At 75.2% G+C, this 20775-nt stretch carries 19 protein-coding genes; 8 read left to right on the plus strand and 11 right to left on the minus strand.

From position 1 onward, the window contains the following. Window positions 1-16: 16 nt before the first annotated feature. Entirely contained in the window at window positions 17-874 is an 858-nt protein-coding gene (locus E0L36_RS09460; protein ID WP_180928369.1) for a MurR/RpiR family transcriptional regulator, read from the minus strand. 314 nt (window positions 875-1188) lie between these two features. Between E0L36_RS09460 and rocD the strand changes: the two genes are divergently transcribed. Next, the gene (rocD, locus tag E0L36_RS09465; RefSeq protein WP_180928370.1) at window positions 1189-2421 is read left to right on the plus strand and encodes an ornithine--oxo-acid transaminase; all 1233 of its coding nucleotides are present in this window, start codon (window positions 1189-1191) and stop codon (window positions 2419-2421) included. 177 nt (window positions 2422-2598) lie between these two features. On the opposite strand, the gene E0L36_RS09470 is transcribed toward rocD, so the two are convergent. From E0L36_RS09470 to E0L36_RS09495, 6 genes are all read right to left on the minus strand, one after another. Beyond that, window positions 2599-3243: an MBL fold metallo-hydrolase gene (locus E0L36_RS09470; RefSeq protein ID WP_180928371.1), complete on the minus strand. Its 645-nt coding sequence runs from the start codon at window positions 3241-3243 to the stop codon at window positions 2599-2601. Further along, window positions 3240-4325 carry an S-(hydroxymethyl)mycothiol dehydrogenase gene (locus E0L36_RS09475; protein ID WP_180928372.1) on the minus strand — a complete coding sequence of 362 codons (1086 nt, stop codon included), beginning with the start codon at window positions 4323-4325 and terminating at the stop codon, window positions 3240-3242. The genes E0L36_RS09470 and E0L36_RS09475 overlap by 4 nt, the downstream gene beginning before the upstream one ends. Window positions 4326-4421: 96 nt before the next feature. Next, window positions 4422-5822, minus strand: coding sequence for an alpha/beta fold hydrolase (locus E0L36_RS28250; protein WP_308416681.1), 1401 nt, complete (start codon window positions 5820-5822; stop codon window positions 4422-4424). 135 nt (window positions 5823-5957) lie between these two features. Beyond that, entirely contained in the window at window positions 5958-7229 is a 1272-nt protein-coding gene (locus E0L36_RS09485; RefSeq protein ID WP_180928373.1) for an FAD-dependent monooxygenase, read from the minus strand. Between the two features lie 79 nt (window positions 7230-7308). Further along, on the minus strand, window positions 7309-8340 hold the full coding sequence (locus E0L36_RS09490) for a hypothetical protein (protein ID WP_180928696.1): 1032 nt from the start codon (window positions 8338-8340) through the stop codon (window positions 7309-7311). 423 nt (window positions 8341-8763) lie between these two features. Further along, window positions 8764-9165 (minus strand): hypothetical protein, encoded by a 402-nt coding sequence (locus E0L36_RS09495; RefSeq protein ID WP_180928374.1) that lies wholly within the window; start codon window positions 9163-9165, stop codon window positions 8764-8766. Window positions 9166-9435: 270 nt separating this feature from the next. On the opposite strand from E0L36_RS09495, the gene E0L36_RS09500 reads away from it, so the two are divergent. Further along, window positions 9436-10635: an NAD(P)/FAD-dependent oxidoreductase gene (locus E0L36_RS09500; RefSeq protein WP_180928375.1), complete on the plus strand. Its 1200-nt coding sequence runs from the start codon at window positions 9436-9438 to the stop codon at window positions 10633-10635. A 10-nt stretch (window positions 10636-10645) separates the two neighbouring features. After that, complete coding sequence (locus E0L36_RS09505) at window positions 10646-11599, plus strand: sigma-70 family RNA polymerase sigma factor (protein WP_180928697.1); 954 nt, start codon at window positions 10646-10648, stop codon at window positions 11597-11599. A gap of 699 nt (window positions 11600-12298) precedes the next feature. On the opposite strand, the gene E0L36_RS09510 is transcribed toward E0L36_RS09505, so the two are convergent. Continuing rightward, window positions 12299-12886 carry a TetR family transcriptional regulator gene (locus E0L36_RS09510; RefSeq protein WP_180928376.1) on the minus strand — a complete coding sequence of 196 codons (588 nt, stop codon included), beginning with the start codon at window positions 12884-12886 and terminating at the stop codon, window positions 12299-12301. 124 nt (window positions 12887-13010) lie between these two features. On the opposite strand from E0L36_RS09510, the gene E0L36_RS09515 reads away from it, so the two are divergent. From E0L36_RS09515 to E0L36_RS09525, 3 genes are all read left to right on the plus strand, one after another. Further along, the gene (locus E0L36_RS09515) at window positions 13011-14237 is read left to right on the plus strand and encodes an MFS transporter (protein WP_180928377.1); all 1227 of its coding nucleotides are present in this window, start codon (window positions 13011-13013) and stop codon (window positions 14235-14237) included. Continuing rightward, window positions 14234-14395 carry a hypothetical protein gene (locus E0L36_RS09520; RefSeq protein ID WP_180928378.1) on the plus strand — a complete coding sequence of 54 codons (162 nt, stop codon included), beginning with the start codon at window positions 14234-14236 and terminating at the stop codon, window positions 14393-14395. The genes E0L36_RS09515 and E0L36_RS09520 overlap by 4 nt, the downstream gene beginning before the upstream one ends. Window positions 14396-14518: 123 nt before the next feature. Continuing rightward, on the plus strand, window positions 14519-15139 hold the full coding sequence (locus E0L36_RS09525) for a flavin reductase family protein (RefSeq protein ID WP_180928379.1): 621 nt from the start codon (window positions 14519-14521) through the stop codon (window positions 15137-15139). An 87-nt stretch (window positions 15140-15226) separates the two neighbouring features. Here the strand turns inward: E0L36_RS09525 and E0L36_RS09530 are convergent, their stop codons facing one another. Continuing rightward, window positions 15227-16324, minus strand: coding sequence for a DMT family transporter (locus E0L36_RS09530; RefSeq protein WP_180928380.1), 1098 nt, complete (start codon window positions 16322-16324; stop codon window positions 15227-15229). A gap of 452 nt (window positions 16325-16776) precedes the next feature. Between E0L36_RS09530 and E0L36_RS09535 the strand changes: the two genes are divergently transcribed. After that, window positions 16777-17805: a M23 family metallopeptidase gene (locus tag E0L36_RS09535; protein ID WP_180928381.1), complete on the plus strand. Its 1029-nt coding sequence runs from the start codon at window positions 16777-16779 to the stop codon at window positions 17803-17805. 84 nt (window positions 17806-17889) lie between these two features. Here the strand turns inward: E0L36_RS09535 and E0L36_RS09540 are convergent, their stop codons facing one another. Together E0L36_RS09540 and E0L36_RS09545 are read right to left on the minus strand one after the other, a co-directional pair. Next, window positions 17890-18792: an undecaprenyl-diphosphate phosphatase gene (locus E0L36_RS09540; protein ID WP_180928382.1), complete on the minus strand. Its 903-nt coding sequence runs from the start codon at window positions 18790-18792 to the stop codon at window positions 17890-17892. Between the two features lie 41 nt (window positions 18793-18833). Next, window positions 18834-19667: a TVP38/TMEM64 family protein gene (locus tag E0L36_RS09545; protein ID WP_180928383.1), complete on the minus strand. Its 834-nt coding sequence runs from the start codon at window positions 19665-19667 to the stop codon at window positions 18834-18836. Window positions 19668-19897: 230 nt separating this feature from the next. On the opposite strand from E0L36_RS09545, the gene E0L36_RS09550 reads away from it, so the two are divergent. After that, a complete protein-coding gene (locus E0L36_RS09550; RefSeq protein WP_180928384.1) occupies window positions 19898-20746 on the plus strand; it encodes a spermidine synthase in 849 nt (282 codons plus the stop codon). The last annotated feature ends 29 nt before the right edge of the window (window positions 20747-20775 follow it).

The raw sequence follows: 20775 nt of genomic DNA on the forward strand, positions 1-20775 counted from the left end.
GGGCGCGGCCCCGGGGTCACTCCTCCTGGAGTGCGGACTCCAGCAGCTCCAGCCGCTCCATACCGGCCGTTCCCAACTGCGAGGCGACGGCGGCCACGAGGCTCTCGGTGACGGCCATCGCGGCGACCAGCGAGTCGAACGGGGAGGTGGAGTCCACCCGGACCGGCAACACCACCTTGGCCACCTTGGCGATCGGTGACAGCCAGTTGTCGGTCATCAGGCAGACGGTCGCGCCACGGCCCGCCATCTCCTCCGCGAAGTGCTGGCTGCGCTCGGTGTACCGCCGGTAGTCGTAGACCAGCACGGTGGTCTGCGGTCCCGCGTCCGCGATGGTGGTGCGCCGGTCCAGCTCCTCGGGTCCCACCCCGTGTACCCCCGGCCGCAGCAGCCGGAGGTGGATGACGAGGTACTCCGCGACCAGACGGCTGAACCTGCCGCCGGTCACCCGGATCTCGCGTCCGGGATCGCGGAGGAACCGCACCAGCTTCCGGAACTCGGACTCCGGCAGCTCGTCGTAGGAGGTGGACAGCATCTCCGCGAAGGCCGACTGGGTCTCGTGCAGCACGCCCGACCTGGAGGGGCGCCCCTTCTGCGGGTACTGCTTGAGCGGGGAGCCGAGTTCGCTGTTCAACTCGTGTACCAGGGCCCGCTGGAAGACGGCGAAGCCGCTGAACCCCAGCCGGGTCACGAAGCGCACGACGGTGGGCGGGCTGACCCCCGCGGTGCCCGCGAGGTCCACCACCGTCGTCAGGCCGGCCGTGGGGTACTGGGCGAGGAGCGCGCGGGCGACCTTCCGTTCACTGTTGCTGAGGGTGTCCATCGTGGTCATCAGCAGTTTGCGCACGGAGGTGAGATCGTCCGGGACTTCACTCATGGTCTGACTTTAGCAAGCAACGACACCAGCCTGACGTGTTCGTGACGGGTGGCCAGACGGGAACCGGGGGCTGAGTCAGCACCGCACAGGGGCTGCGCACGGGCCGAGCAACGGCTCCCGTTGACCGTAACGAGAGTTACATGATACTCGTCTATGGCGTAGAAAGAAAATTCTCGTTCTCCCCGCATGGTGCGCCGCCCCTCCGCCCCGGACAGCCCCGACGGCGCCGGGCGGTCCCGGACGGCCCGCACGGTTCCGACCCCCCGGCCACCCAGCCCGTCCCGGGCGACCAGCCCACCCAGGAAGGCAGCTCCATGACCTCCGTCGACGCCGGTCAGACCGCCCGCTCCGCCGAGCACATCGCCCTCACCGAGCGCTACGCCGCGCACAACTACCACCCCCTTCCCGTGGTGCTCACCGACGGCGAGGGCGCCTGGGTGACGGACGTCGAGGGCCGTCGCTACCTGGACTGCCTGGCGGGCTACTCGGCCCTGAACTTCGGGCACCGCCCACCGCGCCTCGTCCAGCGCGCGCGGGAGCAGCTCGACCGGCTGACGCTGACCAGCCGGGCCTTCCACAACGACCAGCTGGGCCCGTTCGCCCACGCCCTCGCCGACCTCACCGGCAAGGAGATGGTCCTCCCGATGAACACGGGGGCCGAGGCGGTGGAGACGGCGCTCAAGGTCAGCCGTAAGTGGGGGTACCGGGCCAAGGGCGTCGCGCCCGGCGAGGCCACCATCGTGACCATGCGGGGTAACTTCCACGGCCGCACCACGACCATCGTGAGCTTCTCGGACGACGAGGTGGCGACGGCCGACTACGGCCCCTTCACCCCCGGGTTCCGCTCGGTGCCCTACGGCGACCTCGCGGCGGCGGCCGCCGCCTTCGACGACTCCGTGGTAGCGGTGCTCTTCGAGCCGGTGCAGGGGGAGGGCGGCGTGGTGCTCCCGCCCGACGGCTTCCTCCGCGGCCTGCGCGAGCTGTGCACCGAGCGCCGAGTGCTGATGGTCGCCGACGAGATCCAGTCGGGCCTGGGCCGCACCGGCCGTACCTTCGCCTGCGACCACGAGGGCGTGGTCCCGGACGTCTACGTGCTCGGCAAGGCGCTCGGCGGCGGCCTCTACCCGGTCTCGGCCATCGCGGCGGACACCGACGTACTGGGCCTCGTGACCCCGGGGAGCCACGGCTCCACCTTCGGCGGCAACCCCCTGGCCGCGGCGATCGGCCACGAGGTCGTCGCCATGCTGCGCACCGGGGAGTACCAGGAGCGCGCCCGCCGGCTGGGGGAGCGGCTGGAGCGCGGGCTCACCCGGCTCGTCGGGCGGGGCCTCGACGCCGTGCGGGTGCGGGGACTGTGGGCCGGAGCCGATATCGACCCCCGCCTGATGACCGGCCGTGCGGCCAGTGAGGCGCTCCTCGCGCTGGGCGTGCTGGCCAAGGACACGCACGGCTCGACGGTCCGCTTCGCACCCCCGCTCACGATCAGCGAGGACGAGGTCGACCTGCTGGTCGACAGGCTCACCACCGTGCTCGACGAGGCGGCGTGAGACAGCGGCGCCCCGGGACCGAACGCGCCGGGACCGAACGCGCCGGGCGCGGAACCTAGCCCGCCGCGACGCGCCGCGAGTGACCGACGCCCCCGCACCCGGCGGTCCGGGGACGGGGGCGTTAGGGGCCGCGCTCCGCTCGACGAGGGGGCGCGGCCCCGGCGGACCGCTGGGTGTTCAGTGGCCGCGGTCGATCCACTCCTGGAGGTGTGGCGCCTCGCTGCCGATCGCGGTGTCAGGCCCGTGCCCGGTGTGCACGGTGGTGTCTCCCGGCAGGTCGAGCAGCCGGTCACGGATCGAGGCGACGATGGTGGGGAAGTCGGAGAACGAGCGGCCCGTCGCCCCCGGTCCCCCCTGGAAGAGGGTGTCCCCGGAGAAGAGCACCCCCAGTTCCGGCGCGTACAGGCAGACCGCGCCGGGCGCGTGCCCGGGGGTGTGCAGCACCCGCAGCGGGGTTCCGGCCACGGTGAGTTCCTGACCGTCGGCCAGCTCCGCGTCCGGCAGCCGGTCCGGGTGGGTCATCCGCCACAGTGGGAGGTCGTCCGGGTGGCAGAGGATGGGGGCGCCGGTCCGTTCGGCCAGCGCCGGGGCGGCGTTGACGTGGTCGTTGTGGGCGTGGGTGCACACGATGGCCCGCAGCGCGCGGTCCCCGATCCGGGCGGCCACGGCGTCCGCGTCGTGCGCGGCGTCGATCACGATCACCTCGTGGTCGTCGCCCACCAGCCAGACGTTGTTCTCGACCTCCCAGTCGCCCCCGTCCAGGGAGAAGAGGCCGGAGGTCGTCAGGTGCTCCACGCGCGCCCCGGAGGCTGAGGAGGTCACAGGACCACCACCGAGCGCAGCACCTCGCCGCGGTGCATCCGCGCGAACGCCTCCTCCACCCCGTCCAGCGAGATGGTCTCGGAGACGAAGGCGTCCAGGTCCAGCCGCCCCTGGAGGTAGAGGTCGATCAGCATCGGGAAGTCCCGTTCCGGCAGACAGTCGCCGTACCAGGAGGACTTGAGCGCCCCGCCCCGCCCGAAGACGTCCAGCAGCGGGAGCTTCAGCTCCATCTCCGGGGTGGGCACCCCGACCAGTACGACGGTGCCCGCCAGGTCACGGGCGTAGAACGCCTGGGCGTACGTCTCCGGCCGCCCCACCGCGTCGATCACCACGTCCGCGCCGAACCCGCCGGTCAGCTCCCGGACGCTCTCGACCACGTCCGCCCCGCGGGCGTGCACGGTGTGCGTGGCGCCCAGGGACCGCGCCTGCTCCAGCTTCCGCTCGTCCAGGTCCACCGCGATGATCCGCGAGGCCCCGGCGAGCCGCGCCCCGGCGATCGCCGCGCCGCCGACCCCGCCGCAGCCGATCACCGCCACGCTGTCGCCCCGGGAGACGTTCCCGGTGTTGATCGCCGCGCCGAGCCCGGCCATCACCCCGCAGCCCAGCAGCCCGGCCGCCGCCGGGGACGCCGCCGGATCGACCTTCGTGCACTGCCCCGCGGCGACCAGCGTCTTCTCCGCGAACGCGCCGATGCCCAGCGCGGGGGAGAGCGCGGTGCCGTCGGTCAGCGTCATCGGCTGGGACGCGTTGTGCGTGGCGAAGCAGTACCACGGCCGTCCACGGCGGCAGGCGCGGCACTGCCCGCACACCGCACGCCAGTTGAGGACGACGAAGTCACCCGGCTCGACCTCGGTGACCCCCTCGCCCACCGTCTCGACGACGCCCGCTGCCTCGTGCCCGAGCAGGAAGGGGAACTCGTCGTTGATCCCGCCCTCGCGGTAGTGCAGATCGGTGTGACACACGCCGCACGCCCGCACCCGCACGACCGCCTCGCCCGGACCGGGGTCCGGGATCACGATCGTCTCCACCCGCACCGGCTCGTTCACGCTGAGTGAGACGACGCCGCGTACCTCCTGTGCCATCTGTGACTTCCTCTCGAAGCGGTGGTCGACGGAATCGGCTTTCCGTACTCGCCCCATTCGATCACTGCTCCCGGGTCCCGCGGGAGTCATCGGTGCTCAGCACTCTCCGGACAGTCGCTCCCAGCGCTCCGCCAGCGACGACAGCCGCTGGGGGACCTCGCCCCGCTGGCTCGCCGGGAACGCCTGGAGCAGGCGCTCATCGAGCGCGCGGGCGCGCCGGTTCGCGTCGTCCAGGGCGGCGTGCCCCTCCTCGGTCAGCCGCAGCAGCTTGCGCCGGGCGTCGGAGGGCGAGGGGGCGCGGGCGAGGAGTCCCCGCGCCTCCAGACGGCGGGCTACGTCGGCCATCGTCGAGGTGTCGAGGGCGGCGACGCCGGCCACCGTCTTCTGGTCCGTGCCCGGGTACGCGCCGGTGATCTGGAGGACGGCGAACTGCGGGCCGGTGAGTGTCCCGTCCACATGGCGCAGCCAGGCGGCGAGATAGGCCTGGTAGAGGCGGCGGGCGAGGTAGCCGGGCGCGGCGGTCAGCTCCTCGGGGACCTCGACCTCCCCCGTGGGGGCGGCCGGGGGTGCGGTGGACGGCTCCGCCGGGACACCGGCGGCGCGCGGCCGGGGGAGGGCGCGGCCACCGCCCGGCTCGGTGAGCGTCCTGGTCAGGGCGGCGCGGAGCACCCGCAGGGCGGGCCGTGGGGCGTCCCAGAAGACCATGTGCCCCGCGTCCGGGACGCGTACCAGCCGGGCGCCGGGGTGAGCGGTCGCCGCCTCGGCGGCCTTCAGCGCCGTGACGACGGGACTCTCCGCGCCGTACACCAGGGTGACCGGCGCGGGCACCGCGCGCCACCAGCTGGGGAAGCCCTCCTCCGTGACGGCGCAGTGGGCCGCCGCGACCGCCTCCTCGCCGCAACTGGGCAGCCAGCGGGCGCGCAACTCCCGGTCGCGGCGCGACCATCGGGGCCACAGGTCCGCCGCCCCGTGGGGGTCCGCGCCCTCCCGCGCCCGGCGCACCTCCTCGTCGAGCGAGGCCGGGGCGGCCGGGCTCCGGGCGGCCCCGGGCCCGCCCAGCGGCGGGTCGACGAGCAGCGTGCCGCGCAGCGGGACGCGGGCGCGGACGGCGGTGGCCGCGGCGATCCGGGCGCCCAGACCATGCCCGAGCAGCAGCGGTTCCGGCAGTCCCAGCCCGTTCACCACGGCCTCGGCGTCGGCGGCGAGGGCGTCGGGGGAGTGGTCCGCGCCGTCGTCGCTCAGCCCGTGGCCGCGCGGGTCGAGCACCACCGGGCGGACCAGGTCGGTGAGTTCGCGGGCGACACCGTCCAGCGTGACGGCGGGGCTGGCGAGGCCCGGCAGGACGAGCAGCGGCACGCCCTCCCCGCCGTAGTCCAGGACGTGCAGCCGCAGACCGTCCCGCCGCACCCAGCGGCTGCTCGCCGGGAGGTCCGCGAGGTCGGCGAGGGCCGCCTGGGTAAGGAAACGGGACGGGTGCCGGGGTGGTCGCGCTGGCATGACGGCCTTTCGTGCACACGGCGGTGCGGGGGCGGGCGGCGGGGCGCCTCAGTCTCTCAAGCCCCAAGTGACCGGGGAGCGCCGGTACTTCACCCTCCCCGCCGGTCCGGCCGCCCCGCCGCTGGCGCTGCGGCGTCAGCGGCGGTGGCGGTAGCCGAACGCCTCCTCGTCGGCGGTGTCGAGCGGACTGCCGCGCCACAGCCAGTCATAGGAGACGTCCGACTCGCCGTCGAAGCGCTCGGCCAGCTTGGCGTCCCGGTCCCGCTGCGCGGGCCCGTCGGGGTAGCGGTAGAAGGTGCGGTTGCGCAGCGACGCCTCCTGCACCATGCCCGCGTGCTGGGCGCGGCGCGCGACGTACCGGTGCAGCGCCTCCTCCACGCCGCCAGCCGTCACCGCGCCCAGCTCCTCGGCCAGCACCGCAGCGTCCTCCATCGCCTGTGAGGCGCCCTGGGCCTGGTAGGGGAGCATGGCGTGGCAGGCGTCACCGAGCAGCGCCACCCGCCCGTCGACCCACACCGGGTCGCGGCGGCGGTAGTGGAGGGCGAAGCGGGTGATGTGGCCCGTGGCCCGCGAGAGCATCGCGGCGACCCGGTCGTCCCAGCCCGCGAAGGCGTCGACGAGTTCCTCGGTGGTTCCGTCCACCGCCCACTCCCCGGGCGGCTCCTCGCCGCACGGGACGCATCCGACGACGTTCAACCACTCGCCCTCCCGGATCAGGTAGTGGACCAGATGCCGTCCGGGGCCGTACCAGATGGTGCTCTGGTAGCGGTCGAAGAGGAAGCGGGTGGCCGGGTCCGCGCGGAGCGGCGCGCCCGGGATGAGGGTGCGGAAGGCCATGTCCCCGGAGAAGACCAGGGTGTCCTCGGCACCGAGCAGTTCGCGCACCGCGGAGCGGACCCCGTCGGCCCCGATGAGGACGTCGGCCCCGTGCCGGACGCCGTCGTCGGTGATCGCGGTGGGACGGTCGGGCCGCGCGCGGTCCAGCGCGACCACGCGGCTGCTGGTGCGCACGCGCACGGCGGGTCCGGGACCGAGCGGGTCGACGCAGGCGCCGAGCAGCACACGGTGCAGGTCGGCGCGGTGGTAGTGCCAGTAGGGCGCGTTGAACTCCTCGCGCACCCGGCGTCCGAGCGGGGTCAGGCCGATGATGTGGCCGTCCCGCCAGCGGCGGCGCACCTGGTCCTGCGGTTCGGTGCGGATGGCCTCCAGCCGGTGCCGCAGCCCCAGCGCCAGCAGGACCCGGCTGGCGTTCGGCGCGGTCTGGATGCCGGCCCCCACCTCGCCCAGCTCCGGGGCCTGTTCGAGGACCTGGACGCGCAACCCCCGCTGACGCAGGGCGAGAGCGGCGGTCAGTCCCCCCAGACCTCCGCCGACGACGGTGACTTCGTACGACTGGCTGAGAGCCACGGTTCCTCCTGAGGCGAGGCGGTTCCGACGGGACGGGCGAGCCGGGTGCGAGGGGCTACGAGCCGGACGCGAGGGGGCGTCAGCCTCCGGCGAGCTGGCCGTCGGTGACGACCCGGACGCCGTCGACGGTGACCGTGCAGCCGCGCATCGCGATGTCGAGGTGGGCGTCGGTCTCCCGGTGGAGGTAGGGGTGCGGGCCGGTGGACCACAGGAAGTTCCCGGCGAAGGCGCGGGCGTCCATCCCCATGAGGTCGCCCCGGCCGTACGTCGCGCTGGCGAACCAGTCGGCGCCCCGCATCAGGCCCCAGCCCATGTGCGAGAGGCTCCGCGCCCACCGGTCGCCCGACTCGTCGAAGAAGGCGCTGAGCAGCGCGGCCCCAGCGCCGCCGGTGACCTCCCGGATGTGCCCGTCGGCGATCTCCAGGGTCACCGGCTGGCGTACGTAGGTCTGGAAGGGCAGCACGATGTCGCCCTCCGCCAGCACGATCCGCCCCTCGGACACCTCCGGCCAGCACAGCACCATGGTGCTCGGCCAGTGGTCCCAGCGGCCGGGGTCGTCGGTGAAGCCGCACTGGAAGCCCGGGTGCGACCGGGCGAGGGACACGGTGAGGTCGGTGCCCGCCGCCGAGGCCACGCGCATCACCGAGGAGCGGGCCAGCAGTCGCGCCCCCTCCTGGGCCCGCGCCTTGTCCGCCTCCTCCGGAAGGTTCCGCAGGAGGACGCCGGGCGGCTCGTGGACGTAGAGGATCCGGGTGCCCGAGTGGAGGATCTCCCGCTGCGCCGGGGAGTGCAGCACCCCCTCGCGGGTGAGGTCGACGACCAGGTCGGCGGCGGTCAGCAGGGCGCGCGCCGCGGCGTCGTCGAGCATCGCGGCCGGTTCCGGCGCGGTGCCCCTCCCGGCTCCCGACGGCGCCGCCGGACGGCCGCCGGGGACGGTCGCGGCGATGACGTGCGCGCCGTGCGCCCGCGCCGCCCCGAAGGCGGCGGCGACGTGGTCACCACGGCTACCCGGCTCGGAGAGCACGACGGCGTGCTCGCCCGCGCGCAGTTTGCAGAGCCCCAGTTCACGGGTGAAGGCGTCGAGCAGATCGGCGGACGAGAGGTCGAACACGGGTCCCTCCAGGTGCTCGGTGGTCGCCACCACGGTCCCGGTTTTGGCGGGGGTGGAACACGGACGCGGTGGTACGGGCCCGCGCGGGGCTCGGGGATCTCCCGGAACTCCGGAACTCCGAAACTCGGTCAACGGGTGTACGGGCAGGGGACGTCGAGTGGTCAGCCCGCGTGGCGCGGGTGGGTGAGCGGTGCATCCGGGGATTGGCCCGCCCATGTCATCCGAGCACGTACGATGCGGTGACGCAAGAGGTGCGTCGCCAAGGTCCGCCGCCGCCCGGCGACTTGCGCCGTGTCGCCGCAGGTGGAGGGGTTCGCCCGCGCTCGTCGGGCGGCCCGGGGAACGGTCCCCACCCGGCGGGACGGGCCGGGCCGGGGTGTCCGCCACTGGTACGTCCCCGGATCGTCCCGTCGGCCGCGCGGCTCAGTCCCGTGGCCCCGCGTCCCGCCCCCGGGCCCGCTCCCGGAGCACGATGGCCACCCCGGCGTTCAGCGCGGCGCTCACCAGGGCCAGTCCGGCCCAGCCGGCGTACCGGGCGCGCTTCGCGACGCAGCCGTGCGTCCCGCGCGAGTAGTGCCCGTTGACCACGTCCTTCGGCAGGATGACCGAACCGCAGGCGTACGCCGGGGCTTCCTCGTCGCTGTTGGCCTGGCCGGTGTGGGTGCTCGGCAGGAACAGGAGGAGCGCCGCCAGCAGCGCCAGCATGATCGTCACCACCCCGAGCCGTCGGCGGCGTGCGGAGTGGGTCTCCGGGGAGGCCCTCAACTCCCGCAGCAGCGCGGCCTTCTCGTGCGGTGGCAGCGGGAAGCCGCTGTGGATGGACATGTGAACGCACCCCCGTACGTGTCGTGTTGAACCCCCTGGCCCCGGATGGCCGCTGAGGGCCCCGGCCCGGGACACTCGTCACCGTACGCACGGTGACCATCCGTTCGCACACCGCCCACGGTGCTCGGTCCACGACCGTGACACCCCACGCCAGCGTGGGACGGACCGCGGCACCGCGCCCTGTGGCCCATGTCACACGCGGTCCCCGTCAGGAACCGGGTCGCTGTCGCGCTCAGCCTCCGAGAGCAAGCGACCTGACAGGAGCGGCACATGAAACACCGCATCGTCGTCCTCGGCGCCGGATACGCCGGGTCCTTCACGGCCGGGAACCTGGCCCGCGGGCTGTCCCCGGCGGACACCGAGATCACCGTGGTCAACGCCGAGCCGGACTTCGTCCAGCGTATGCGGCTGCACCAGCTCGCGTCCGGCCAGGAGGTCGCGGCGCCGCCGCTCACCGACGTCTTCGCGGGCACGGGCGTACGGCTGCGCGTGGCCCGGGTCACCGCCGTCGACCCCGAACGGCGGGCCGTCGCCGTGGCCGACGCCGACGGCGGCGGCGAACTCGGCTACGACACCCTCGTCTACGCGCTCGGCAGCCAGGCCGCCGACCACGGTGTCCCCGGCGTACCCGAGCACGCCTTCGGTGTCGCCGGACGGCCCTCGGCACTGCGCCTGCGGGGGCGCCTGGAGCGCCTGGACGACGGCGGGCGGGTGCTGGTCGTCGGCGACGGGCTGACCGGCATCGAGACCGCCACCGAGATCGCCGAATCCCGGCCCGGCCTGTCGGTGACGCTGGCCGCCGATGGCGAGCTGGGCGCCCGGCTCTCCGTCCGGGCCCGGGCCCATCTGCGCCGAGCCTGCGAGCGGTTGGGGGTCACCGTCCAGGAGCACGCCACCGTCACGGCCGTCGAGGCTGCCGGGGCGGTGTGCGCCGACGGCACCGTCCTCCCGGCCGACGTGACCGTGTGGACGGCCGGGTTCACGGCGAGCCCCCTCGCCGCCGCGGGCGGTCTGGAGGTCACGGAGAACGGCCGGATCGTCGTCGACCGCACCATGCGGTCGGTCTCCCATCCGCGGGTCCACGCCGTCGGCGACAGTGTTCACGTCCTCGGCGACAACGGCCACCCACTGCCGATGTCCTGCGCTTCGGCGGGCTGCACCGGCCGGCAGGCGGTCAACGCGATCATCGGGCGCCTCACCGGCCGCGAGGTCGCCAACGCCAAGCTGACCTACCTGTACAACGCCATCAGCCTCGGACGGCGGGACGGGATCCTCCAGTGGGTCGACGGCGACGGTGCGGCGAAACCGTGGTGCGTGGGCGGCCGGAAGGCGGCGCGGTTCAAGTCGGGCGTCATCGGGGGCGCCCTGTGGGGGACGCGGCACCCGACCATGGGCCTGCCCCGTCGCAGGCGCCGCCTGGCGACCGCTCCGGGCGCACCGGCCGGGGACGGTGGTCGTGTCTCCGCATAGGGTGGCCGGTGTGGACGGCGCCGCCGCCGATCGCTTCGACACCAGCCGGTTCGAGGCCAGCCGGGACCGGCTGGCCTCGCTGGCGTACCGGCTGCTGGGCTCCGCCACCGACGCCGAGGACGCCGTGCAGGACGCGTTCCTGCACTGGCAGTCCGCCGACCGGCGGCGGATCAGGGTGCCGGAAGCGTGGCTGACCAAGGTCGTCACCAACCTCTGCCTGGACCGGCTCCGTTCGGCACGCGTCCGCCGCGAACGCACCGCCGGGGCCTGGCTGCCCGAACCGCTCCTGGACGGCGACCCGATGCTCGGACCGGCGGAGACGGCCGAGCAGCGGGAGTCGGTCTCGCTGGCCGTACTCACGCTGATGGAACGGCTGTCACCGCCCGAGCGCGCCGTCTACGTCCTGCGCGAGGCCTTCTCGTACCGGCACGCCGAGATCGCCGAGATCCTCGGCATCACCGACTCCGCCAGCCAGCAGCACCTCCACCGGGCCCGGCGCCGCGTCACCGCCGCCCGCCGCGGCGGCGAGGTCGACCCGGCCTCCGCCCGCAGGGTCGCCGAGGAGTTCTTCGCCGCCGCCTCCTCGGGGCACACCGAACGGCTGGTGGAACTGCTCACCGACGACGCGACCGCGGTCACCGACGGCGCCGGTCTGACCAGCGGACTGCTGCGGTACGACACCCCACGGGACGTCGCCGCCATCGCGCGGTCCGGCTTCCGTTCCACGGCCGCGAAACGGCGCTTCGCCGGTGGCCCGCTCACCGTCCACTCCGCGCACGTCAACGGCGCCCCCGCGATCCTCTTCACGCGGGCCGACCAGGTCGTCGGCGCCGTGACGTTCGACCTGGCCCACGGCCGGATCGCGACGGTGCGCGGCATCGCCGCCCCGGCCCGTCTGACCCGCCTCGCCGAAGCCTGGCGGCGGTACGGGCCGGACGCGCCGCCGCTCATCGCCCGGTGGTGAGGAGCGGCGCGTCTCCCGCGCCGGGACGGTCCCCGTCGGGGGTGGCCCTCGGTGGGGGAGCGCGGCGATCCGGCGGCCCCCGACTCGGGGTGGGGCTGGCCGGGGAAGCGGTCCCGGAACGGCGTCGGTCCTCGTGGGGGCCGGGATGGCGCGGCCGATCCGGCGTGCGGGCGGACGGCGCCGCCGCCGGGTGTTGACGGCGGGGCCGTCCCCGGCGGGAGCACGGGGAGGTGGGCGCCGGGGGCCGGGGTGTTCGAGGGCCGGGGCTCCCTGGCGTCACCACGCTCGGGTGGGTCGCGGGCGCCGACGCTACGGACGTCCGAGTCTCCGCGCGGCCGCGACGACGGACGCGCGCCGGCGGGCGTGTTCGGCGTCATCGCCCGGTGGTGAGGAGCGGCGCGTCTCCCGCGCCGGGACGGTCCCCGTCGGGGGTGGCCCTCGGTGGGGGAGCGCGGCGATCCGGCGGCCCCCGACTCGGGGTGGGGCTGGCCGGGGAAGCGGTCCCGGAACGGCGTCGGTCCTCGTGGGGGCCGGGATGGCGCGGCCGATCCGGCGTGCGGGCGGACGGCGCCGCCGCCGGGTGTTGACGGCGGGGCCGTCCCCGGCGGGAGCACGGGGAGGTGGGCGCCGGGGGCCGGGGTGTTCGAGGGCCGGGGCTCCCTGGCGTCACCACGCTCGGGTGGGTCGCGGGCGCCGACGCTACGGACGTCCGAGTCTCCGCGCGGCCGCGACGACGGACGCGCGCCGGCGGGCGTGTTCGGCGTCATCGCCCGCCTCGCCGGTCAGCATGCGCGCGACCTGCGGTACCGCGGACCACCAGCCAGCCAGCGAGAGCACGAGAAAGATGAGATGATCCGCGTCGAACTCGCTGGTGACCACACCCCGGTCCTGGGCGTCTCGCACGGCGGCGGTCTTGTACCCGTAGTACCGCCGCCGCTGCCGCTCGTCGGGAACCTCGGCGGTGAAGGCGAGACCTTCCCAGCGCAGCAGTCTGCCCAGCGCGGGGTGGGCGAGGTGGTAGTCGTAGACCCGGCCCGCGTAGTCGCCGATGTCCTCGGTCGCGAACGACTCCACCGGCACGTCCCGGGCGACCTTGGCGAGTTCGTCGCGGAGCACGGTCGCGAACAGCGACTGCTTGCCACCGAAGTAGTTGTAGACCCGTTCCTTGTTCACCCCGGCGGCCTTCGCGATCCGCTCGACCGTTGTCCCGTTCGGGCCGTGCGCGGCGAACTCCGCGACCGCGGCCTCCAGGATGGCCCGCTTGGTGCCCTCGACGTCCCACGCCATCGCGCTCCCCATCCGCGGCGTGGTGCGGGCGCCCGGGCGGCGGCCATCTCCAACGCTCGCGTTGCTACTTGGGGGGCACGGTACTACGGTCATCACCAACGCTACCGTTGGAAACGGAGAGAGTATGTCCTCGCCCACGCCCACCACGCGTGATCCGGCAGCCGGACGGACCACGCCACCGGAGTCCGCGTATCCGGCCTCGACCGCGGCGATCGTCGTGCTCGCCGGCACGGCGCTGTTCGTGCTCACCCAGATGTACGCCGCGATCCCGCTGGTCACACCGGTCGGCCGCGACCTCGGCGGGGATGTGACGTTCGCGCTGTCGACGGCGTTCAGCCTCTGCTACGCGGTCGGCTTCCTCGTGTGGGGGCCGCTGGCCGACCAGTACGGGCGCAAGCGCGTTCTGGTGATCGGTCTCGCCCTGCTGACCGCCATGACGCTCGGCACCGCCCTGGCGTCGAACGTCCCGGGCCTCGGGGTGCTGCGGGCGGCGCAGGGGTTCGCGGCGGCCAGCTTCGCGCCGGTCGCCCTCGCCTACCTCGCCGAGGCGGCGCCGCCACGGCGCCGCCCGGTGGCGATCGGAGCGATGTCGACGGCGTTCCTCGTCGCCGGGATCGCCGGACAGGTGCTCGCCTCCGCCGTCTCGCTCACGCTCGGCTGGGCCTGGGTGTTCGGCCTGTGCGGCGGCGTGCTCGCCGTCTGCCTCGGCTGCGTCGCCGTCCTCGTGGTCGAGCGGCGGCGCGCGGAGGGACCGGGCGGTCTCGGGCACCGGTTCGCCGCGATGGGCCGCGTCGCGGTGATGCCGCGGGTCCTGCTGCTCGCCCTCGCGCACGTCACGCTGCTGCTCGGGTTCGTCGCGATGTACACCGGTCTCGGCCCGCACCTGGAGACCCTCGGGCTGGGGGCGTCGGGGGTGACCTGGCTGCGGCTGGCCGGGTTGCCCGGCATGTTCGCCTCCCTCCTCGCCGGACGGCTCGCGCACAGACTGGGCATGGCCGGGGTCGCGCGCCTCGGCTTCGCCGTCGCCGCTCTCGGGCTCGCCGCGGAGGCGCTGTTCTCGGCCTCGCTCGCCGGAGTCGCCGTGACGAGCCTGGTGTACGTGACCGGGGTGGCGTTCGCGATCCCGGCGATGATCACCCTGTTCGGCGAGACCGCCGCTCCGAACCGCGCCGGGGGCATGGCCCTGAACGGATGCGTGCTCTTCGTCGGTGCCAGCGTCGGCCCCCTCACCGCCGGACTCGGCCTGGCCTTCCCGGTGCTGCTGCTCAGCCTGGCCGGACTCGCGGTGGGCGCGGCCCTCAGCCTCACCGTCTTCGCGCACCTCAGCGACCGCGACGGGCTGTCGGCATGAGGCGCCCGCCCGCCCCCGGCGCGACCGGCCGCTCCGTCACCGCCAGGAAGACCGAACTCCCCACCGCCGCCGAGGCCGACGCCAGCCCGCGCGCGGCCCGGCGCTCGCGGACGCAGGGGCCGACCGCGCCCCGGCGGGCGCGAGCGCCGCGGGTGTGACGGCGCCGGCTCCGGATGTCGGTTCGCCCGCCGTCCCGGGGCGCCTCCGGTCGCACGTCAGGGGGAGGGAGCCGTGCGGAGCCGGTCGCCCGCGCGGTTGTGGCGCGGGAGATACTGCGGACCATGCGTGTCGACTTCGATCCTCAGACCATGCCCCGCAACGACTTCTACCGGCTGCTGACGGCCACGGTGGTGCCGCGGCCCATCGCCTGGGTGTCGACGGTGAGTCAGGACGGTACGACGGACAACCTCGCCCCGCACTCCTTCTTCAACGTGGCCTGCGTCGCGCCTCCGATCGTCCAGTTCTCCTCGGTCGGCCGGAAGGACTCGCTGCGCAACATCGAGGCGACCGGCGAGTTCGTGGTCAACCTGGCGCCCGAGCCGCTGTTCGGGGAGATCAACGCCACCGCGACGGACTTCCCGCACGGGATTAGCGAGTTCGACGCCGTCGGGCTGGAGCGGGAGCCGAGCCACCGGGTCCGGCCGCCGCGGGTGGCGGGGTCCCCGGCGGTGCTGGAGTGCGAACTGCACAGCACCCTCGGGCTCGGCGACTCCACGGTGGTCTTCGGCCGCGTCGTCCACGCCGCCGTCGCCGGGGACGTGCTCAGCGAGGGCCACCCGGAGGCCACCCGGATGCGCCCGATGACGCGGATGGGCAAGAACGAGTGGGCCGCCCTCGGCGAGGTCAGCTCCCTGGCCCGCGTCCCCTACGCCACCTGGCAGGCGGAGCGGAACGGCGGCTGACCCCGCCGCACCCGACCTCCGCCCCCGGTCGCCGCCCTCCCCGTCCGCGGGGACGGACTGGCCGGGACGGCCGGGCGGGGAAGCTGGTCAGAGGGGCCCAGGGCGGTCAGAGTCCAGGGCGACGGACGGATGCCGCAGCAGGCCGCAGACGACGCGCGGGGCGGGCTGGGCCGGAGCCGGGCAACTGGCCGGGGGCCCGCCGGGCGGAGCCGCCGGACGCGGGATCAGCAGCGGCCGCACCGGGCCGGAGGTCTCCGCCTCCTCGTCCCGGTCCTCTCCGCCCCGGCCGGGGTGCTCGGCGGGCGGGCCGGAGGAGCCTCCCCGGCCGCCTCCGCCAGGGCCGTCGCGCCGCCCAGCGCCCTCCGCCGCCAGCGCGAACAGCCCCCAGGCGGCAACGGCCGAGGCGAGCAGCGCGGCCAGCGCCCCCGGCAGGCCGTACCGGAAGCCCTCGTTCAGCAGGAGCAGTCCGGCGGCCGCCGCCACCACCGGGTTCACCACCGTCGTGGTCGCCAGCGGCGCCGCCAGCCCGGTGCCCCGGTACGACGCCTGGGAGGTCGCGAGGCCCGTCGTCGCGAGCACCGCGATCAGCAGCAGGACGGGCAGCGCCGTAGCCGAGGAGAGCGCCCAGCCCTCCCACTCCTCGGAGACCGCCTTGAGGAAGACGGAGGCCGCGCCGTAGGCGATGCCCGCGGCCGTCGCGAGCGCGACACTCCGCACCCGGGGCGCCCGCCGCCGCAGTGCCACGGCGGCCGTGGTGAGTCCCGCGAGTGACCCCAGGACGACGGCGGCGAGGGCCAGTTGCTCGCCGTGCCCCAGCGCGTTGGAGCCGCCACCGCCGGTGAGGAGCAGCAGGACGGCCAGTCCGGCCGAGACCAGCGCGATACCGCGCTTGCCCGCCGCCGACACCGGCCGCTTGACCAGTAGCGCGGCCATGGGTGCCGCGAGCACCAGGGTCAGCACCCCGAGGGGCTGCACGATGAGCAGCGGCCCCAGCCAGAGGGCGAGCACGTGCAGCAGGGCGCCGGACCCCTGGAGCACCACCGCGCCCCACCAGCGTCCGCTGCGCAGCAGCCCGTACCGGCTGGGCGCCGTCGTCGCGGCGATCCGCTCCTGAACGATCGCGGCCGAGGCGTAGCAGACGGCGGACAGGACGGAGAGCAGCACCGCCGCCACCAGAGGGCTCACGGCGTGCTCCGTGGGTGGGCCGTTATCGCCTGCATACCTCCACCATGCTCCTCGGCGGCGCGGATGTCGTCATCTGCCGGTGGCGTTCTCGCGTACCGCGCACGGAGTACGCCGTGGCCGCCCGGCTACGTCTGGCAGGGGATGCGCTTCTGGCCAGTCGGCCCGGCACCCTGGCCGGGAGCGGTTGCCCCCGTTGGAACGACGCTGCGGCGTGTGCGGCGGCCACCATCCGGATCCGACCGGGCCAATGAACCGATGATCGGAAGGTGATTCCGCATCGCACGGCTCGCCGCCCGGAACCGCCGTCCCACCGGGACCCCCGACCCTCCACCGAACTCGCTCCCCACCCGGCGCCGTCCTCCGCCCCCTCCGGTCCGCCACCTCCCGACCCGATACCCGCCCCCGGCCGCGGGGCGGGCGCCGGAACCCCCCGCGGGCCGCGCGGCGGGCTGGTGGCGCTGCTCCTGCTCCCGCTGCTCGCCGTCTGCCTCGGCGGACTGGGCCCCGCCGGGCACGCGCGCGCCGAGGGCGGCCCGGGGAACCCGGGACGGCCCAGCGCGGGCCAGGGGCTCCAGCGCGCCTTCGCCGACGCCGCCCGGGCCGGGGCCGCCTACCAGCGGGCCCGGGCCGTGACGGCGGCCCAGTACCGGGTGACCGAGGGGCGCCGCCGCACCGCGCGGGTACACCGTGCCCGGCTGGGCCTGCTCAGCGCGCGTCTCGGAGCCCTGGCCCGGGCGCAGTACCGCGCCGGTCCCCTGGCCGACCTCGGCGGGCTCGCCGCCGAGCGGGACCCGCAGTCGCTGCTCCGACGGCTGGGCACGCTGCGTCAGGGGGAGCGGGCGGCGGCGCGGGTGCTCCGTGCCCACGAGGGGACCGGCGAGCGGCTGCGCCGGGCCCGCGACGCGGCCGAACGGCGGCTGCGTGAGGCACGGGCGGCGGAGGACCGGCAGAAGCGGCTGCGCGAGACGGTGCGCGGGCGGCTGTGGGGTCTGCGGGACGAACTGCTGAGGCGGGGCCGGGTGAAGCCCGGGTGCCCGGTGGTCCCCCTCCCCGCGGACTCGCGCCCCGCTCCGGGCCGCCGCTGGACCCTCCCGACCGAGGACTACGTCCTGTCGGCCGGATACGGCGGGGTCGGGGGACGCTGGGCCAGCCGCCACTCCGGCCAGGACTTCGCGGTGGACCAGGGGACGCCGATCTACGCGGTGGGCGACGGGGTGGTGGAGCGGGTCGACTGCTCCGACGGGTTCGGCAACCAGATCGTCCTCCGGCATCCCGACGGCACCTACACCCAGTACGCGCACCTCTCGCTGATCCTGGCGGAGCCGGGACAGCGGGTGCGGACCGGTCAGCTCGTCGGGCTCGCCGGGTCGACGGGCAACTCCTCGGGTCCGCACCTGCACTTCGAGGCGCGGCTCGGGCCGGAGATGGGCTCCGCCGTCGACCCGGTGGCCTGGATGGCCCGGCGCGGCGTCTCGCCGTAGCGGCCGTCCGGCACCCGTAGCGGCTGTCCGACGCCAGCCCGGCCGGGTGGCCGCCGTCCCCGCCGGTACCGGGCGGGGTGGCGGTCAGCCCACGGACGGGCCCTGGTGCGGGGTGAGCGCTCCCACCCCGACCAGGGCCAGGATGACGAGGCCGAGCAGGATCCGGTACACCACGAAGGGCATGAAGCCGCGTGTGGTGATGAACCGCATGAACCAGGCGATGACCGCGTATCCCACCAGGAAGGCCAGGAGCGTGGCGAGGACGGTCGGCCCCCAGGAGACGTGCCCCTCGCCGACGTGCCGCAGCTCGAACAGGCCCGAGGCCAGGACCGCCGGGATGGCCAGCAGGAACGAGTACCGCGCCGCCGCCTCCCGGGTGTAGCCCATGAACAGGCCCGCGCTGATGGTGGCGCCGGACCGGGACACCCCGGGGATCAGGGCGAGTGCCTGGGCGCAGCCGTAGAGCAGTCCGTCCCGCACCGTCAGCTGCTCGACGGTCTTGCCCGAGCCGCGGGGCTCCGGGGCCGTCCGGGACCGGCGGGTGGCGGACGGCGTGGGGGCGGTGCCCTGGCCGGCGGCGAACCGGTCGGCGGCGCCCAGCACGAGCCCCAGCACGATCAGGGAGACCGCGATGAGACGCAGGTCCCGGAACGGGCCCTCGATCTGGTCCTTCAGCGTCAGCCCCAGCACGCCGATCGGCAGCGAGCCGATGAGGACCAGCCAGCCCAGCCACGCGTCGTGCTCCCGCCGCGCCTCGGGACGGACGAGGGAGCGGGCCCAGGCGGAGAGGATGCGGGCGATGTCCCGCCGGAAGTAGATCAGGACCGCCGTCTCGGTGCCGATCTGGGTGACGGCGGTGAACGCCGCCCCCGGGTCCTCCCATCCGGCGAACGCGGCGGTTAGGCGGAGATGCGCGCTGGACGAGATCGGCAGGAACTCGGTCAGCCCCTGGACCAGGCCCAGGACGAGGCTTTCGAACCAACTCATTGCGATGCGCACGTCCCTGGATCGTCATCGGACGGTTCGCGTCAGAGCGTATGGTTTCGCGCCCGCGGGAGGTCGTCGTCCGGGGCTCCGGGCATGGCGGGTTCCCCGGCGGCCGGGAGCGCGGTGGTCGCGAGGACCGTGGCTGGCGGGGCCGGGGTGGCCGCGGCCCCCGCGAGGACCCGCCGCGCCGCCCGCCGCCGGCGCCAGGCGACCGCCGCGCCCGCTATGGCGGGCAGTGCGATGACGGCGAGCGCGCCGAGGAAGACGGGGGAGGTGGGGGTGGTCGCCTGGCTTCCGGCCACCGCGTACGCGGCGGTGTTCGGCACACAGCCCAGCGCGGTGGCCGCCAGGAAGCCGGGCCAGCCCATCCGGGAGACGGCCGCGCCGTAGTTCGAGGCGGCGAACGGAATGCCGGGCAGCAGCCGCAGCACCAGCATCGAGCGGAAGCCGTGCTGGCTCAACTGCCGGTCGGCGGCGGTCAGCCAGCGGGCCCGCAGCAGGGGGCGCAGCGCGTCCTGGCCGAGCGCGCGGCCGAGGCCGAAGGAGAGCCCGGCGCCGATGACCGTCCCGGTCACGGCCGCGGCCGTGCCCGCCTGGGCCCCGAACAGGGCGCCCGCCGCGAGGTTCAGCACCGGGCGGGGCAGCAGCGCCGCCGTGCAGGCGCCGTAGGCCGCGGCGAAGAGCGCGAGGGCGGTCCCGCCGGAGAGAGCGGGCGGCCAGCCGTGCTGGAGCAGCCGCTGCGGCTCGTACACGAGTATCGCGGTGGCGGCGGCGGAGAGCAGGACGAGCAGCAGCCCGAATCGGGACCAGGGGGAGCGCAGCGTCTGGGTGAGACGAGAGGAGGCTCCGCCGGACTGCGGTGCGGGGACGGACACGAGGGGAGCGTAACCGACGAATATGTGCTTCCGCCGAGTTGAGCCGTGCAGCTTCCTGCCACCCCGTTTCCGCCGGTTCACCCCCGGGGCGGTGGCGCGGGCGCCCGCCCGCGCGGTGGACGGCGGTCTCCCGGGCCTCTCCCCGGGTGACTCCCGGGGGTCGCGTGGCGGCCGACCGGGACGCCGCACGCGGGTGAGGCCGTGGGGGCGGGGCCGCGCACAATGGGGGCATGGACCAGCCGACGCCCGTCAGCCGCGCCGTGGACGGCGGCACCGCCCGCCTGCTGCCCGACCTCGACCGGCCGGACGCCTGGCTGCTCACCCTGGACGGCGCCCCGCAGTCCTACGTGGACCTCGCCGACCCCCGCCATCTGGAGTTCGAGTACCTGCGCCGGATCGCGCACCTCCTCGACACCGCGGCCGGGCCGGGGGAGCCCCTCGACGTGCTGCACCTGGGCGGCGGGGCCTGCACGCTGCCGCGCTACCTCGCCGCCACCCGGCCGGGCTCGCGGCAGCGGGTCGCCGAGGCGGACGGGGCGCTGTCCGCGCTGGTGGCCGAGCGGTTGCCGCTGCCGCCGGAGGCGGACGTCCGGGTCGAGACGGCGGACGCCCGGGCCGTGCTGGAGGCCGCTCCCGCGGAGTCGGCCGACGCGCTGGTGGTGGACGTCTACGGCGCCACCCGCGTCCCCGCGCACCTGACCACCCTCGGCTTCGCGCACGCGGCGGCGCGGGCCCTGCGGCCCGGCGGCGTCTATGTGGCGAACCTCGCCGACAGTGCCCCGTTCGGATTCCTCGGTACTCAGATCGCCGCGGCGCGCGCGGTGTTCGGGGAGGAACTGTGCCTGCTGGCGGAGCCCGCCGTGCTCCGGGGACGCCGGTTCGGCAACATCGTGCTCGCCGCGTCCCGGCGGCCGCTGCCGGTCGAGGCGCTCGCCCGGCGGGCGGCGGCCGACCCCTTCCCCGCGCGGGTCGTACGGGGCGCCGGGCTGGCGCGGCTGCACGCGCCAGCCGATCCGCCGCCCGACGGTGCCGGGGTGCCCTCGCCGGAGCCGCCGGAGGGCGCCTTCAGCGTCGGGTGACCAGAGCGGGGCGCGATGACGGCCGATCG

This window comes from Streptomyces sp. AJS327 (assembly GCF_013450295.1).
Lineage (GTDB): Bacteria > Actinomycetota > Actinomycetes > Streptomycetales > Streptomycetaceae > Streptomyces.